The 14,866-nt window shown below is 71.6% G+C and carries 15 protein-coding genes; 6 read left to right on the top strand and 9 right to left on the bottom strand.

Features of this window, described 5'->3' with window-relative positions:
* The first annotated feature begins 3 nt into the window (after positions 1-3).
* Positions 4-780 (top strand): recombination regulator RecX, encoded by a 777-nt coding sequence (gene recX, locus AB0L95_RS03890; protein WP_365156345.1) that lies wholly within the window; start codon positions 4-6, stop codon positions 778-780.
* A 142-nt stretch (positions 781-922) separates the two neighbouring features.
* Here the strand turns inward: recX and AB0L95_RS03885 are convergent, their stop codons facing one another.
* The 8 genes from AB0L95_RS03885 to AB0L95_RS03850 all read right to left on the bottom strand — a co-directional run bounded on the left by AB0L95_RS03885 (position 923) and on the right by AB0L95_RS03850 (position 7,539).
* A complete protein-coding gene (locus tag AB0L95_RS03885) occupies positions 923-1,324 on the bottom strand; it encodes a rhodanese-like domain-containing protein (protein WP_365156342.1) in 402 nt (133 codons plus the stop codon).
* A complete protein-coding gene (locus tag AB0L95_RS03880; RefSeq protein ID WP_365156339.1) occupies positions 1,321-1,890 on the bottom strand; it encodes a cysteine dioxygenase in 570 nt (189 codons plus the stop codon). Before AB0L95_RS03880 ends, AB0L95_RS03885 begins: the two co-directional genes overlap by 4 nt.
* A gap of 74 nt (positions 1,891-1,964) precedes the next feature.
* A complete protein-coding gene (locus AB0L95_RS03875) occupies positions 1,965-2,036 on the bottom strand; it encodes a putative leader peptide (RefSeq protein WP_309544753.1) in 72 nt (23 codons plus the stop codon).
* A gap of 234 nt (positions 2,037-2,270) precedes the next feature.
* Positions 2,271-3,950: an FAD-dependent monooxygenase gene (locus AB0L95_RS03870; RefSeq protein ID WP_365156336.1), complete on the bottom strand. Its 1,680-nt coding sequence runs from the start codon at positions 3,948-3,950 to the stop codon at positions 2,271-2,273.
* A 267-nt stretch (positions 3,951-4,217) separates the two neighbouring features.
* Positions 4,218-5,102 carry an amino acid ABC transporter permease gene (locus AB0L95_RS03865; protein ID WP_365156333.1) on the bottom strand — a complete coding sequence of 295 codons (885 nt, stop codon included), beginning with the start codon at positions 5,100-5,102 and terminating at the stop codon, positions 4,218-4,220.
* The gene (locus AB0L95_RS03860; protein WP_365156330.1) at positions 5,099-5,764 is read right to left on the bottom strand and encodes an ABC transporter permease subunit; all 666 of its coding nucleotides are present in this window, start codon (positions 5,762-5,764) and stop codon (positions 5,099-5,101) included. Before AB0L95_RS03860 ends, AB0L95_RS03865 begins: the two co-directional genes overlap by 4 nt.
* A gap of 77 nt (positions 5,765-5,841) precedes the next feature.
* Complete coding sequence (locus AB0L95_RS03855; protein WP_365156327.1) at positions 5,842-6,681, bottom strand: glutamate ABC transporter substrate-binding protein; 840 nt, start codon at positions 6,679-6,681, stop codon at positions 5,842-5,844.
* A gap of 81 nt (positions 6,682-6,762) precedes the next feature.
* Positions 6,763-7,539, bottom strand: a complete 777-nt coding sequence (locus tag AB0L95_RS03850; RefSeq protein ID WP_365156324.1) for an amino acid ABC transporter ATP-binding protein — start codon at positions 7,537-7,539, stop codon at positions 6,763-6,765.
* A gap of 387 nt (positions 7,540-7,926) precedes the next feature.
* On the opposite strand from AB0L95_RS03850, the gene AB0L95_RS03845 reads away from it, so the two are divergent.
* Positions 7,927-8,613 (top strand): response regulator transcription factor, encoded by a 687-nt coding sequence (locus AB0L95_RS03845; protein WP_365156321.1) that lies wholly within the window; start codon positions 7,927-7,929, stop codon positions 8,611-8,613.
* Between the two features lie 10 nt (positions 8,614-8,623).
* Positions 8,624-10,048, top strand: a complete 1,425-nt coding sequence (locus AB0L95_RS03840) for a HAMP domain-containing sensor histidine kinase (RefSeq protein ID WP_365156319.1) — start codon at positions 8,624-8,626, stop codon at positions 10,046-10,048.
* A gap of 42 nt (positions 10,049-10,090) precedes the next feature.
* Here the strand turns inward: AB0L95_RS03840 and AB0L95_RS03835 are convergent, their stop codons facing one another.
* Entirely contained in the window at positions 10,091-11,089 is a 999-nt protein-coding gene (locus AB0L95_RS03835; RefSeq protein ID WP_365156316.1) for a TAXI family TRAP transporter solute-binding subunit, read from the bottom strand.
* 98 nt (positions 11,090-11,187) lie between these two features.
* Between AB0L95_RS03835 and AB0L95_RS03830 the strand changes: the two genes are divergently transcribed.
* From AB0L95_RS03830 to mgtA, 3 genes are all read left to right on the top strand, one after another.
* Positions 11,188-11,592: a MazG nucleotide pyrophosphohydrolase domain-containing protein gene (locus AB0L95_RS03830; protein WP_365156313.1), complete on the top strand. Its 405-nt coding sequence runs from the start codon at positions 11,188-11,190 to the stop codon at positions 11,590-11,592.
* Between the two features lie 212 nt (positions 11,593-11,804).
* Positions 11,805-12,173 carry a metalloregulator ArsR/SmtB family transcription factor gene (locus AB0L95_RS03825; protein ID WP_365156522.1) on the top strand — a complete coding sequence of 123 codons (369 nt, stop codon included), beginning with the start codon at positions 11,805-11,807 and terminating at the stop codon, positions 12,171-12,173.
* A complete protein-coding gene (gene mgtA, locus AB0L95_RS03820; protein WP_365156310.1) occupies positions 12,163-14,736 on the top strand; it encodes a magnesium-translocating P-type ATPase in 2,574 nt (857 codons plus the stop codon). The genes AB0L95_RS03825 and mgtA overlap by 11 nt, the downstream gene beginning before the upstream one ends.
* Positions 14,737-14,866 lie beyond the last annotated feature (130 nt).

Raw genomic sequence — 14,866 nt, 5'->3', positions numbered from 1 at the left:
CCCGTGACACGACGAACCGACTGGGCCGAGCACGCCTTCCCGGTGGCCCCGCAGGGGCGGGGAAGCCGGGGCGAGGGGGGATCGGCCGAGGACGGCGACGGGGCGTACGACGACATGTGGGGGGACGCGGACGCCCAGGGGGCGGGCGCTTCGCGTGACGACGGCCGTGCGCGCGCGGGACGCGGACGAGGGCGGCGGCGCGGTTTCGGGGAACCGGCCGACGGTCCACAGGACGGAGGGCTGCCTTTCTCGTCGAGGGCCGAGAAGGGGGAGCCCCCGGCGGACCCGGTGGAGCAGGCGCGCGCGATCTGTCTGCGTCTGCTCACCGGGAGCCCGCGCACGCGCAAGCAGCTGGCGGACGCCCTGCGCAAGCGGGAGATCCCCGACGACGTGGCGGAGGAGGTGCTGTCGAGGTTGGAGGAGGTCGGTCTCATCGACGACGGTGCCTTCGCGGACGCCTGGGTGGAGTCCCGGCACCACGGCCGGGGACTGGCTCGCCGGGCGCTTGCGCGGGAGCTGCGGACCAAGGGCGTGGACTCCACGCTGATCGGCGAAGCGGTGGGACAGCTCGACACCGAGCAGGAGGAGGCCACCGCGCGGGAACTCGTCGCCCGCAAACTGCGCGCGACACGGGGCCTGGACCGCGACAAACGCCTGCGCCGCCTCGCGGGCATGCTCGCCCGCAAGGGCTACTCCGAGGGCATGGCCCTGCGGGTGGTCCGCCAGGCACTGGAGGACGAGGGGGAGGACGTGGAAGCGCTGGGGGACGGGGAGTTCTGAGCCCACGGAGCCGCTCGGCGGCAGGGTGGGCCACGTGCGGTCCGGTGGGACCGGGCACGGGACGAGAGCCCTGGACACGGTGGACGCGCGGGGGCGCCGATCGCGTCCAGGGCTCGAAGGCTCCTGACCCGTACGACGGGGCCTACGGTGTCACCGGCAACCCCGCCGCCTTCCAGGACTGGAAGCCGCCCTCCAGGTCCGTGGCGCGATGCAGGCCCAGTTGGCGCAGGGAGGCGGCGGCGAGGCTCGACGCGTAGCCCTCGTTACAGATGATCACCACGCGCAGGTCGTGGCTCGTAGCCTCGGGAACGCGATGGCTGCCCTGGGGATCCAGGCGCCACTCCAGTTCGTTGCGCTCGATGACGAGGGCGCCCGGGATCAGCCCGTCACGGTCGCGCAGGGCCGCGTACCGGATGTCCACGAGCAGGGCGTCCCCGGCCCGTGCGGCCTCGTAGGCCTCCTGGGCCTGAACGCGGTCGAGACCCTCACGGACCCGCTCCAGCAACACATCGATGCCTACGGGGTTTTCGGGTAGGGACGTCACTGCCAGTCCTCCGGACGCTCGATCTGCTCCAGACGCAGTACCTGCCCTGAGCGACTGTAGCGGCGGATCTGCGGCAGGGGAGGGTAGTAGGCGTGGACCGAGACCGCATGCCGGTCGGTGGACTCGTTGAGCACCTCATGCACATGGTGCTGCCCGAAGGAACGGCCGCTGCCCGCCGGCAGTCGCCGCTCGCGGTCCACCTCCTCGGTGAGTTCCAGGGTCCGCCAGCCGTCGGACGGCAGCCGGGCCGCGAGGGAGTTCTCCTTCAGTTCGCCCGAGGCGGTGACGAAGGCACCCACCGAGTCGGCATGGTCGTGCCAGCCGGTGCCCGTGCCGGGCGGCCAGCCGATCAGCCACGCCTCGCTGCCTCCGGGACCCTCCAGGCGTACCCAGGTACGGCCCTCGGGGTCGAGCGGCAGCGAGGAGACCAGTTCCGTGTTCGCGGCCGTCCGGCGTACGAAGTCGAGCAACTCGGCCTGGCCGGGTGCCTGAGCGGGAGCGGAGACCGATGAGGCGGGGGGAGCTGAGACAGGGGGGACCGATGAGGCAGAAGGGTGCACAGACACGGGGACCGTCCTGAGGTTCGCGTGGGGGCGCGCGGTGGTGCCAGACGGCGCGCGCGGGTGAAGGGGGAGCGAGATCAGCAGGACGGACGACACACGCAGCCCGCATAGCGGACGAGGTCCATATGGACCCTCCGCCACAGGCGCACACAGGTGTCGGTCACGATCCGGAGTAGACCACGGAGGTGGCGACCGGTCAACTCACCGTCACTATGTGGACGTCACGGTGACCGAGCGTTCGAGGGAGCGCATTCCCCGGCCCCTCAGCCGCGCCCGGAACGCCCCTCAAGCCCCGTCCGGAACCCCCGCAGCCGCGCCCGCACCCCCCTCAGCCGTGTCCGCTATGCCCTTCAGTCGACTCCAGTCCGCGCCCAGAAAGCCCTTCAGCCCGCGTTCGCCGCCGCCTGTTCCTTCGCCGGGCCGCCCAGTGCCGCCTCCGCCGCCTGGTACAGGTCCGCCGGCCGCACCCCGCTCAGTGCCGTCACCAGATGGCCGTCCGGGCGGACCAGGAGAACCGTGTGGGCGGCCGCGCCCGGATAGCTCTCGGCGACCAGCAGTTCGGCGGGATGCGGCAGGGCCGTCACCGCCGCCGCCAGCCGGGGCATGATCCCGGCCGACACCCAGTGCCTGCGCTCCCACACTCCGGTGCCCGGCGCCACCAGCACCACCAGCAGCGATCCGCGCCCCAGCCGGTCCCGCAGTCGTACGGACGAACCGTCCTCGGCGGTCACCCGCACATCCGCGACCGTCCCCCCGGGCTCGGTGTCCACCGGTGCCTCCGACTCGCTGGGCGCGGGCTGGAGCGGCGAGCCGGCGTAGCTGCCCGGCGCGCCCAGCGCCCCGCGCCCCAGATGGCCGTCCGCGAGCAGGGCGTCCTGGCCGCGTGCGGTCCCGGGAACGTAGGACCGCAGAGGCCCGCCGCCGCGCAGCAACGGCAGCGCCTGGTCGGCGGCGCGCAGCCGGGCCGCGACCACGGCGCGGCGCTCGGCCTGATAGCTGTCGAGCAGTGTCTCGTGCGGGCCGTGGTGCCAGGCCGACGCCAGTTTCCAGGCGAGGTTGTCCACGTCCCTGAGCCCCTCGTCCAGGCCGTGGGTGCCGAGCGCGCCGAGCAGATGGGCGGCGTCCCCGGCGAGGAAGACACGGCCGACGCGCCAGCGGCGGGCGAGCCGGTGATGGATGGTGTGGACGCCCGTGTCCAGCAGGTCGTAGGCGGGGGTGGAGCCCCCGTGCCAGCCCGCGAGCGTCTCCCGGACGAGGGTCACCAGCAGCTCGGGCGTGACCAGGTCCGTGCCCGCCGGCAGCAGCCAGTCCAGCCGCCATACGCCGTCGGGCAGCGGGCGCGCGCTGATCTCACCGACCGCCGTGCCCGATGTCCGCCACGGCGGCGTCCGGTGCAGCAACGCTTCCCCGGGCCAGGGGAGTTCGGCGTGCAGCGCCGCAACGGCATGGCGCTCCACGGCCGTACGCCCCGGGAAGCGGATGTCCAGGAGCTTGCGCACCGTCGAGCGCGGTCCGTCGCAGCCGACCAGATGACTGCCGCGCCACCAGATGCCCCGGGGGCCACGGGTGTGCGCCGTGACCCCCGACGGCTCCTGCTCGACGGAGTCAAGCCGGCTCTCCACCGCGACCTCGACCAGCGGTTCGCGGGCGATGGCCGCGCGCAGGGCGCCGGTGAGGACATGCTGCGCGATGTGCAGCGGGGCCGGTCCGTCGGCGACCTCGTCCTCCTGCGCCGTACCGCTCCGGCTCTCGGCGGCGCCGTATCCGCCCCCGCCCCGTTCCTGTGCGCCACCGGCCGGTGCGAACAAGACCTCCCGGGTCGTCTGCTTGCGCCGCATCGACCGCCACCCGGTCCAGCGCAGCCCGGCGCCCGCGAGCGGCACCCCGGCCAATCGTTCCATCAGCGCGGTGGTGTCCTCCCGCAGCACGACGGTGCGCGCGGCGCGCTGCTCGTCCTTGCCGGGGCCTTCGTCGAGGACGACGGAGGGCACTTCCTGACGCGCCAGTGCGAGCGCGAGCGTGAGCCCCACGGGCCCCGCTCCCACGATGATCACCGGGTCCACGGCGCGGCGCCCCCTGCCCTGAGCGGTGCCCTGAGGGACGTACGGGAACAGGCAGTTGGAGCAGGGTGCACGATCACAGAACGTATGCAACCCACTGCCGCTGCGCCCGTCAAGCGAGCAGGGCAGTGGCGTGACGCCACTGCCCTGGGGGACAGGCGGTTCGAGGAACCGGTCGCTCCGGCGGGCGGGCCGACGGAAGACCGATCGCACAAGCGCCGCTGTGGCACTCAGGCCGACGGAGAGCGCCCACGACCGCCTGAGGAACCGTCAGGCGTTGATGCCCGTCGACTCCGCGCCATTGACGGCCGCCGGCGCCAGCACCGCTCCGGTCGACTTCTTGGCCCGCCGCAGCCGCTTCTCCAGCCAGCTCGCGAACATCGACAGAGCGAAGTTGACCGCGAGGAACATGAGGGCCACGATCGTGAAGCTGGCGATGGTGTTGGCGCCGTAGTAGGAGCTCATCGGCGACACAGCGGACAGCAGTTCGGGGAAGGTGAGGAGCGCGCCGCCGAGCGCCGTGTCCTTCACGGTCACCACCAGCTGGCTGACGATCGCCGGCAACATCGCGGTGACCGCCTGCGGCAGCAGGATCAGCCGCATCACCTGGTTCTTGCGCAGACCGATCGCCAGCGCGGCCTCGGACTGGCCCTTCGGCTGGGCCAGGATGCCCGCGCGGACGATCTCCGCGAGGACGGAGGCGTTGTAGAGGACCAGACCGGTGACCACCGCATACAGCGGGCGATCGTCCGAGGCGACGTTCGTGTACTGGGCGAACAGGGCGTTGCCGAAGATCATCAGAACGAGCACCGGAATGGCTCGGAAGAATTCCACCACGATCGCGACCGGAACCCTGATCCAGGCGTGATCGGAGAGCCGGGCGATGCCCAGGACCGCGCCCAGCGGCAGTGCTATGAGCACCGCCAGGGCCGCCGCCTCGAGCGTGTTCTGCAGACCCGGCAACAGATACGTCGTCCAGGCCTCCGTCCCGCCGAAGAACGGCTTCCACTTCTCCCAGTCCAGCTGGCCCTTGTCGTCGAGGCTGGTGAACACCCACCACGCCAGGGCGGCCAGGGCGGCGAGAAACAGCACGGTCCAGGCGACGTTGCGCCGTTTGCCCCGGGGCCCCGGGGCGTCGTAGAGGACGGAAGTCATCGCTTCACCGCCACCTTCTTGCCCACCCAGCCGAAGATCAGGCCGGTCGGCAGCACCAGACACACGAACCCGAAGCCGATCACCCCGGCGATCAGCAGGATCTGGGCCTCGTTCTCGATCATCTTCTTCATCAGCAGGGCCGCCTCGGCGACACCGATCGCGGCCGCCACCGTGGTGTTCTTGGTCAACGCGATCAGCACGTTCGCCAGCGGGATCACGACCGCGCGGAACGCCTGCGGCAGGACCACCAGCGTGAGGACCTGGGTGAAGGACAGCCCCAGAGCACGAGCCGCCTCCGCCTGCCCGACCGGCACGGTGTTGATGCCGGCCCGTAGCGCCTCGCACACGAACGTCGCGGTGTAGGCGCTCAGACCGAGCACCGCCAGCCGGAAGTTGATGGTGTCGAAGTCCGAGGCGCCGAGGCTGACCCCCAGGGTCTGGTTGAGTCCCAGGGAGGTGAAGAGGATGATCACGGTCAGCGGGATGTTCCGCACGATGTTCACGTAGGCGGTCCCGAAACCGCGCATCACCGGCACCGGGCCGACCCGCATCGCGGCCAGCGCAGTGCCCCAGATCAGGGAGCCGATCGCGGAGAGGACGGCGAGCTGAACCGTCCCCCAGAACGCTCCCAGCAGGTCGTAGCGATCAAGAAAGTCGAACATGAGGTCCCGCGCTTCCGCGTGTCGGACAGGCCGGGTGCGCCGCCCACCGGGGGCGGCGCACGGTCGTCAGGCCCTGCTTACTGGACGATGTTGCCGATCTTCGGCGCGGGCTCGTTCTTGTAGCCGGCGGGGCCGAAGTTCTTCTCCACGGCGGTCTTCCACGAGCCGTCCGAGACCATCTTCTCCAGGGCGGTGTTGATCTTCGCCTTGAGGTCGCTGCCCTTCTTGACGCCGATGCCGTAGTTCTCGTTGGTCATCTTGAAGCCGCCGAGCTTGAACTTGCCCTTGAAGGCGGCCTGCGAGGCGTAGCCGGCGAGGATCGAGTCGTCGGTGGTCAGCGCGTCGATGGCACCGTTCTCCAGACCCGTCAGACACGCCGAGTAGGTCGGGTACTGCTGCAGCTTGGCCTTCGGGGCGAGCTTGTCGTGGACGTTCTGCGCCGAGGTCGAGCCCGTCACCGAACACAGCTTCTTCGAGTTCAGGTCCGCGGGCGCCTTGATCTGGTTGTCGTCGGCGCGCAGCAGCACGTCCTGGTGGGCGAGCAGGTAGGGGCCCGCGAAGTCGACCTTCTGCTGGCGCTCCGGGGTGATCGAGTAGGAGGCGGTGATGAAGTCGACGTCACCGCGCTGCAGCATGGTCTCGCGGTCGGCGCTCTTCGACTCCTTCCACTCGATCTGGTCCGCGTTGTAGCCGAGCTGCTTGGCGACGTACGTGGCGACGTCCACGTCGAAGCCGGTGTACCCCTGCGGCGTCTTCTGGCCGATGCCGGGCTGGTCGAACTTGATGCCGATCTTGATGGTCTTGCCGCCGCCCGAGGACGACCCGCCGTCCTTCTTGTCGCCCGATCCGCAGGCCGTGGCGGCGGTGGCGAGGGCGAGCACGGCGACCGTGGCGGCGGTGACCTTGCGGAACTTCATGCTGAACATCCTTTGAGTGGTGAGGAACGAGGTCCGTCAGGGAGGGCGCCCCGGATGGTGGGAAAGCCGGGGCCCGCGCCGTCAGTGGTGCAGGATCTTGGAGAGGAAGTCCTTGGCCCGGTCGCTGCGCGGGTTGCTGAAGAACTGGTCGGGGGCGGCCTGTTCGACGATCCGGCCGTCCGCCATGAAGACCACGCGGTTCGCGGCCGATCGTGCGAACCCCATCTCGTGGGTGACGACGATCATCGTCATGCCCTCCCGGGCGAGCTGCTGCATGACCTCCAGGACCTCGTTGATCATCTCGGGGTCGAGGGCGGAGGTGGGCTCGTCGAAGAGCATGACCTTCGGGTCCATCGCCAGGGCGCGCGCGATGGCGACGCGCTGCTGCTGGCCGCCGGACAACTGGGCGGGGTACTTGTCGGCCTGGGTGGCGACGCCGACCCGGTCGAGCAGGGCGCGGGCCTTCTCCTCGGCCTGCTTCTTGTCCGTCTTGCGGACCTTGATCTGGCCCAGCATGACGTTCTCGAGCACGGTCTTGTGGGCGAAGAGGTTGAAGGACTGGAAGACCATGCCGACGTCAGAGCGCAGCCGGGCCAGTTCCCTGCCTTCCTCGGGCAGCGGCTTGCCGTCGATCGCGATGGTGCCCGAATCGATCGTCTCCAGGCGGTTGATGGTGCGGCACAGGGTGGACTTTCCCGACCCCGAGGGGCCGATGACCACGACGACCTCACCACGGGTGATGGTCAGGTCGATGTCCTGGAGCACGTGCAACGCGCCGAAGTGCTTGTTCACGCTCTTCAGGACGACCAGTTCGTCGGTCGCGGCCACCGAGTCCTTGGCCACCGATGCTGCGGTCATTACTGGTTGGCTCCGTCCTCACTCGGTTTCGGAGGACAGTAGTGACGCCGTGCGACCAGCGTCATTACATCTGAGGGAGATCTGAGCATCACGATCCGATAGCGATCGTTCACCTGTCGTAGTCACCGCGGGCCGTCCGCGTACCGGCTGAATAACGGAAGGCGTCCGCAACCGGATCCCTCTTGACGCCGTCCTTGTTCATCGGCGTGACTGCCTTGGTGCACGCGCCCGCGTGCATTCGTTCGCACGGATGACGCTTTCCGCCTTCGGGCGGGTGACGTCTTCCCGGCACAGACGGCCCCTTCCCGGTAGAGGATGCGGACCGGCTCTTGCACAGGATGGCAGCGAACGGGGACCGTGGGACCCAGAAATCCGGAGGGGGCCGGTATGAGACTGCTGCTCGTCGAGGACGACAACCACGTCGCGGCCGCCCTGTCCGCCGTGCTCGCGCGACACGGCTTCGACGTCACCCATGCCCGCAACGGTGAGGAGGCCCTGCGGGCACTGGTACCCGAGGGGGCCGGTTTCAACGTCGTCCTGCTCGACCTGGGCCTGCCCGACCAGGACGGCTACGAGGTCTGCGGGAAGATCCGCAAGCGTGCCAACATCCCGGTGATCATGGTGACCGCGCGCTCCGACGTGCGCTCCCGGATCCACGGCCTGAACCTCGGCGCCGACGACTACGTGGTCAAGCCGTACGACACCGGGGAACTCCTCGCGCGCATCCACGCCGTAGCCAGGCGCATCCCGCACCTGGACGACACCGGCGCCACCGAGACGGTGCTGCGCCTCGGCCAGATGCAGATCGAACTGCCCACCCGCCGGGTCAGCGTGGACGGTTCGGTGGTCCAGCTGACCCGCAAGGAGTTCGATCTGCTCGCCCTGCTGGCCCAGCGCCCCGGCGTGGTCTTCCGCCGCGAGCAGATCATCAGCGAGGTCTGGCAGACCAGCTGGGAGGGGACCGGGCGCACCCTGGAGGTGCATGTCGCCTCCCTGCGCTCCAAGCTGCGGATGCCCGCGCTGATCGAGACCGTGCGGGGCGTCGGGTACCGGCTCGTCGCCCCGGTCGTCTAGCGGGGGACGGGTGGGCGCACGACTGCTTCCGCTGCTCATCGTCCTGATGGCGGCCGTGCTGCTCGCGCTCGGCGTCCCGCTCGCGGTGAGTCTCGCCGCCGCGCAGCAGCAGCGGGTCGTCGTCGACCGGATCGACGACACGGCGCGCTTCGCGGCCCTCGCGCAGTTCGTCACCGACCGGCCCGCGGCCGGGTCCCGCGTGGGGGCCGAGGACGAACGTGGTGAGACCCTGCGCAAGGAACTCGCCATGTACTACAGCGTCTACGGCATCCGCGCGGGTGTCTTCTACCGCGACGACGTACCGATGGCCAACGCCCCCGAGGACTGGTACCTGCCGCAGGAGGGCGACGGCCGCGACGCCTTCAACGAGGCCCTGCTCGGACGCCGCAGCCACGACCCGGAGCAGGTGTGGCCCTGGCAGCGGACCCGGCTCGTGGTCGCCTCCCCGGTCATCCGTGACGGTGACGTCATCGCCGTCGTCGTCACCGAGTCGCCCACCGGGCAGATGCGGTCGCGGATCCTCCACGGCTGGCTGTTCATCGGCGCCGGGGAGATCGCCGCGATGCTGCTGGCGTTGGGCGCGGCGCTGCGTCTGACCGGCTGGGTGCTCCGGCCCGTACGGGTCCTGGACGCGACGACCCACGACATCGCGACCGGGCGCCTGAAGTCCCGGGTGGCCGCCGCCGGCGGACCGCCGGAACTCCGGCGGCTGGCCCGGTCGTTCAACGAGATGGCGGACAACGTCGAGGAAGTCCTGGAGCAGCAGCGCGCGTTCGTCGCCGACGCCTCCCACCAGCTGCGCAATCCGCTCTCCGCGCTGCTGCTGCGCATCGAGCTGCTCGCCCTCGAACTGCCCGAGGGCAACGAGGAGATCGCCTCGGTGCGGACCGAGGGCAAGCGCCTAGCACAGGTCCTCGACGACCTGCTCGACCTGGCGCTCGCCGAGCACACCGAGGCCGACCTGCGGGTCACCGACGTGGGCGCGCTGACCGCCGAGCGGGTCGCGGCCTGGAGTCCGGCCGCCGAGGCCAGGGGCGTACGGCTGATCGGGAACTGCCCGGCCACCACCGCCTGGGCCGACCCCGTCACCCTCTCCAGCGCCCTGGACGCCGTCATCGACAACGCGGTGAAGTTCACCCCGGAGGGGGAGCGTGTCGAGGTCGAGGTCGCGGTGGACGGCGAGTGGGCCACGGTGGTGGTCACCGACGGCGGCCCCGGACTCGGCGACGAGGAACTGGCCCGCATCGGGGACCGCTTCTGGCGCAGCGCGGCGCATCAGAACATCAAGGGCTCGGGGCTGGGGCTGTCGATCTCACGGACGCTGCTGGCGGCGGGCGGGGGATCGATCGCGTACGCGCACCACGAGCCGCAAGGCCTGAAGGTGACGGTCACGGTGCCACGGACGGTCGGCCCGGGCGGGCCGTCCGGTTCGTGAGGACGAGACCGGGGTTGTGATGCGCGATGCGGCGCCCCCCGACTACGGCTTCACCGACTCGTAGTACCGCCGTGCGCCCTCGTGCAGTTCCAGCGGATCCGTGTAGATCGCCGTCCGCAGATCCACCAGCTGGGCCGCGTGTACCTGGGCGCCGATCCGGTCCCGGCTGTCGATCACCGTGCGGGTGAGCTTCTCGGTCAGGTCCGCGTTCATGTCCTCCCGGGTGATCAGGAGGTTCGCGACGGCCACGGTCTGCACGGCGGAGCCCTGCTCGATGTCCGGGTAGGCGTCGGCGGGCATCACCGCGGCCCGGTAGTAGCGTGACGCGCCGCCCTGCGCGTGCAGCTTCGCCACCAGATCGCTGCCGATGGGCACCAGACGGATCCCGAACCGGTTCGACAGCTGGGTTACCGCACTGGTGGGCAGTCCGCCCGACCAGAAGAACGCGTCGATCTTGTGCCGCTTGAGCAGGTCAGGCATGGTCCCGATGCCGTCGGACAGGGCGGTGATGTCCTTCTTCGGATCCAGCCCGGCCGCGGCGAGCACATGTTCCGCTATCAGCCGTACCCCCGAGCCGGCCGGCCCGACGGCGACGGTGCGCCCCTTGAGGTCTGCCACGGACCGCACGGGGGACGAGCGCGGCACCACCAGGTGGACGTAGTCGTCGTACAGCCGTGCGCAGCCGCGCAGCCGGCCGGCGCCCGGCTGGTTCTCCAGGCGGTAGGTCTCCACCGCGTCGGCGGCGGCGATCGTGAAGTCCGCCTGGCCCGTGGCCACCCGCCGTACGTTCTGCTGCGAGCCGTCGCTGTCCAGCAGCCGGACGTCCAGCCGCGGCAGGTCCTTCGCGATGGCGCCCTGCAGGAGCATGCCGTACTTCTGGTAGACGCCGGTCGGGGTGCCCGTACTGAAGGTGACGGTGCCGCTGGGGGACTCGTCGCCGATCGGCAACAGCCACCACAGCAGCAGCCCGACGACCGCGAGGGCGGCTGTCGAGCCCAGCAGCGCACGGCGCCTGCTGATACGGGGGAGTGCCTGGAGCATGGGGGCGATCCTGCCAGGCCGCACACACCCCTGACCAGGGCGGGGCGCGTGCGGATGAGCGCGAGAGGCGCGGCGACGGCGGCCGATAGGGTCGCCGGATGTACCCTTCACCCGCCTCCCTCGTCCGAGAGTTCCATCTCGCCTTCGGCCTCGACGCCCGTACCGTTCCGACCGAGGTCTCCCCGGAGCTGGCCGCGCACCGCGGTGAGTTGCTCGCGGAGGAGGCGGCCGAGGTCGCCGAGGTGGCCGTCACCGGACCGCTGGACCGGCTGGCGCACGAACTGGCCGACCTCGTGTACGTGGCCTACGGCACCGCTCTTGTGCATGGCATCGACCTCGACGCCGTGATCGCCGAGATCCATCGCGCCAACATGACCAAGGTCGGCCCGGACGGCACGGTGGCCCGGCGGGAGGACGGGAAGGTCCTCAAGGGCGACCACTACCGGGCCCCGGACGTGTCGACGGTGCTGCGCCGTCAGGGGTGGACGCCGCCTTCGGCGTAGGACACCCACGTCTGCGACTACGCCAAACGCCAATGCCAACGCCAGCGCCTACGTTCCGCGGCCCCCGCCGCCCGCCGCGTCCCCCGCAATCTTCGTACCCCGGCATGCTTCGTCGGCGGCCCGCGCCCTCGGTGGGGCCGGCTCCCCGGGAGTCGCCCCTAGACTGGGGCGACTCTCAGGACATGACCCGCAACGGGAAGGGGACCACGACGGTGGCCGCAGGTGGCGGTGGTTTCACGCAGGACCCGCCCGCCGAGGTGTGGTCGGAGGCGGCCGCCGCGTTCGGGCTGCTGGCCTCGCCCGCGCGACTGCACATCGTCTGGGCGCTCGCGCAGGGCGAGAGCGATGTCACCGGACTCGCCGAGCGCGTCGGCGGCGCGCTGCCCGCCGTGAGCCAGCATCTGACCAAGCTGAAGCTCGCCGGACTGGTGCGCTCCCGTCGCGAGGGTCGCCGCCAGGTGTACTTCGTCGACACCGCCGACGGGGCGGACGTCGTGACCGTGGTGCGCCTGGTGGTGGACCAGCTCAGCAACCATGCCGCCCGCACCCGTGTCCCGGCCGCCAGGCTCCGTGGCCTCTGAGACCGCCGCACCGTCGCCGGCCCGGCCCGCAGGCGCCGGCCCCGGACCCGCGACGCCCACCGCCCTCCAGGAGCTGCGCCGGCTGCGGAGCGGTCCGCGCGGACTGACCGACGCGCAGGCGCAGGCCCGGCTCGGGGACGTCGGCGAGAACGTGCTCCCCGACGTCCGTACCCCTTCCTGGTCCCGCCGCTTCGTGCGCGGCCTGCGCGATCCGTTCACCACGGTCCTGCTCTGCCTCGGCCTGGTGTCCGCGACGGTGAGCGCCTGGGGCACCGCCTGCGTGATCCTCTCCCTCGTCGTCGTCAGCTGCCTGCTGCGCGCCACCGGCGAGCACCGGGCCGACCGTTCGATGGCCGCGCTGCGCGGTCTGGTCGCCACCACCGCGACCGTACTGCGCCGTCCGGACGCCGACCGGCCGCCCCGGGAGTGGGAGACACCCGCCGCCGAACTGGTGCCGGGCGATGTCATCCGCCTCGCGCCCGGCGATCTGGTCCCGGCCGACGTACGGCTGTTGCGCACGGGCGGCCTGACCGTGCACCAGGCGGCGCTGACCGGTGAGTCGGCACCGGTCGCCAAGTACGCGCTCGACGCGCCCACGGTGGTGGAGGCAGGCCCCTTCGAGCAGCCTCATCTGTGCTTCCAGGGCAGCAGTGTCGCCACCGGCGGCGGCACCGCGCTCGTCCTGGAGACGGGCACCCGCACCCGGTTCGCCCGGGCCCACGGGGTCCCCGCCCGGCGCGAGGCGAGTGCCTTCGAGCGGTCCGTGCACGGCATCTCCTGGGTGCTGATCCGGTTCATGCTGCTCACCCCGCCGCTGGTGCTGATGGCCAACGCGACGCTGCGCGACCGGGGCCTGGAGACGCTGCCCTTCGCGGTCGCCGTCGCCGTCGGCCTCACACCCGAGATGCTGCCGGTCATCGTCACCACCTGCCTGGCGCGCGGCGCCCGGCTGCTCGCCCGCACCCACGGCGTGATCGTGAAGCGCCTGCCCGCCCTGCACGACCTGGGCGCGGTCGATGTGCTGTGCCTGGACAAGACCGGCACCCTCACCCAGGACCGGCCGGTCGTCGAAGGGGCCCTGGACGGCGTCGGCCGGGACGCGCCCGAGGTGCTGCGCCAGGCCGCCGCCAGCGCCTGGTGGACCCTCCAGCTCGCTGATCTCCCCGCCCCGGACGCCCTCGACGAAGCGCTGCTGGACGCGGCCGACGGCAGCTGGGAGGCGTACGAGGGGGTGGCCGCCGTGCCGTTCGACCCCGTCCGTCGGCTCGCCACCGCCGTGGTCCGCGGCGGCCTCGGCACCCACACCCTTCTCGTCAAGGGCGCCCCCGAGGCCGTACTGGAGCGCTGCGCGGTGGAACCCGCCGAGCGGGAGCGGCTGCTCGGGCTCGCCGCCCGCCAGGCGCGGGACGGCCTGCGGGTGATCGCGGTCGCCACCGGCGACCGCCCCGCCCGCATTCGCCCCTACACACCCGCCGACGAGCGCGGACTCGCCTTCCGCGGCTTCGTCACCTTCCGGGACGCCCTCGCCCCGACCGCCGCGCGGGCCCTGCAGGACCTTGCTGCCCGCGGCGTCACCGTGCGGATCCTCACCGGCGACCACCCGGGCACGGCGGCCCGCGCCTGCCGCGACCTCGGCCTCGACCCGGGTGAGGTGAGGACCGCGGGCGCCGCGGGCGACGACGCCGCGGCCGTCGTCGCCCGGTGCACCCCCGAGGACAAGGCGCGGATCGTCACCGCGCTGCGCCGGGCCGGGCACACCGTCGGCTTCCTCGGCGACGGCGTCAACGACGTCCCGGCGCTGCACGCCGCCGATGTCGGGATCGCCCCGCGCGACGCCGTCGACGTGGCCCGGGAGAGCGCGGACGTCGTCCTCGCCTACAAGGACCTCACCGCGATCGACCACGCCGTCGCCGCCGGCCGGCACAGCAGCGGCAACATCGCCACCTATCTGCGCGTCACGCTCTCCTCCAACCTCGGCAATGTCGTCGCGATGCTCGCCGCGGGCCTTCTGCTGCCCTTTCTGCCGATGCTCCCGGCCCAGGTCCTGGCCCAGAACCTGTGCTTCGACGCGGCCCAACTGGCCTTCGCCTACGACCGTCCCGCGCCCGGGGTGCTCACCCGCCCCACCGCGCTGCGCCCGCGCGACTTCCTCCGCTTCATCACCGGCTTCGGTCTGCTCAACGCCATCGCCGACCTCGCCACCTTCGCCGTCCTCGCGCTCGCCCTGTACGGGCCCGACGCACTCGACGACGAAGCGGTCTTCCACTCGGCGTGGTTCACCGAGAACCTGCTCACCCAGTCCCTGGTGATGGTGCTGCTGCGCTCCGGCCGAGGCCTCGCCGCGGGGCGTGTCCCGGGGCCGGTGGGCCGGGCCGCGGCCGTCCTCTCCGCCGTAGCCCTCCTGCTGCCCTTCACCCCTCTCGGTGCGACGCTCGGCATGACCTCGCTGCCGGTGGGCTACTACGTGCTGCTCGCCGCCGTCCTCGCGCTGTACGCGCTGGCGTTGTGGGCGGTCCGGGCGCGCTACGAGCGGCGGGCCGCGGCCGGCGGCGATCACCTGTAGGTCACGGTTCGGGCCGGGCGGCCGCCCCGCGCTCCCGATTCCCCCTTACGGTCGTACAGTTGCGCAAAGTAGCAACCATGAACCGGACGGGCGAGCGACGGCAGGCGTCCTCGGCCGAGGCGAGGAAGGG

Origin of the sequence: Streptomyces sp. NPDC052036 (assembly GCF_040680495.1) — a bacterium.
Taxonomy (GTDB): domain Bacteria; phylum Actinomycetota; class Actinomycetes; order Streptomycetales; family Streptomycetaceae; genus Streptomyces.
The sequence above is the reverse complement of the archived record's forward strand: the minus strand, read 5'-3'. Positions and strand labels throughout refer to the sequence as shown.

Bases quoted from the DNA above. Each gene is read 5' to 3' on its own strand.
- AB0L95_RS03860 (WP_365156330.1), bottom strand. From the start codon at position 5,764: ATGTTCGACTTTCTTGATCGCTACGACCTGCTGGGAGCGTTCTGGGGG.
- AB0L95_RS03845 (WP_365156321.1), top strand. From the start codon at position 7,927: ATGAGACTGCTGCTCGTCGAGGACGACAACCACGTCGCGGCCGCCCTG.
- AB0L95_RS03865 (WP_365156333.1), bottom strand. From the start codon at position 5,102: ATGACTTCCGTCCTCTACGACGCCCCGGGGCCCCGGGGCAAACGGCGC.
- AB0L95_RS03855 (WP_365156327.1), bottom strand. From the start codon at position 6,681: ATGAAGTTCCGCAAGGTCACCGCCGCCACGGTCGCCGTGCTCGCCCTC.
- AB0L95_RS03830 (WP_365156313.1), top strand. From the start codon at position 11,188: ATGTACCCTTCACCCGCCTCCCTCGTCCGAGAGTTCCATCTCGCCTTC.
- AB0L95_RS03850 (WP_365156324.1), bottom strand. From the start codon at position 7,539: ATGACCGCAGCATCGGTGGCCAAGGACTCGGTGGCCGCGACCGACGAA.
- AB0L95_RS03835 (WP_365156316.1), bottom strand. From the start codon at position 11,089: ATGCTCCAGGCACTCCCCCGTATCAGCAGGCGCCGTGCGCTGCTGGGC.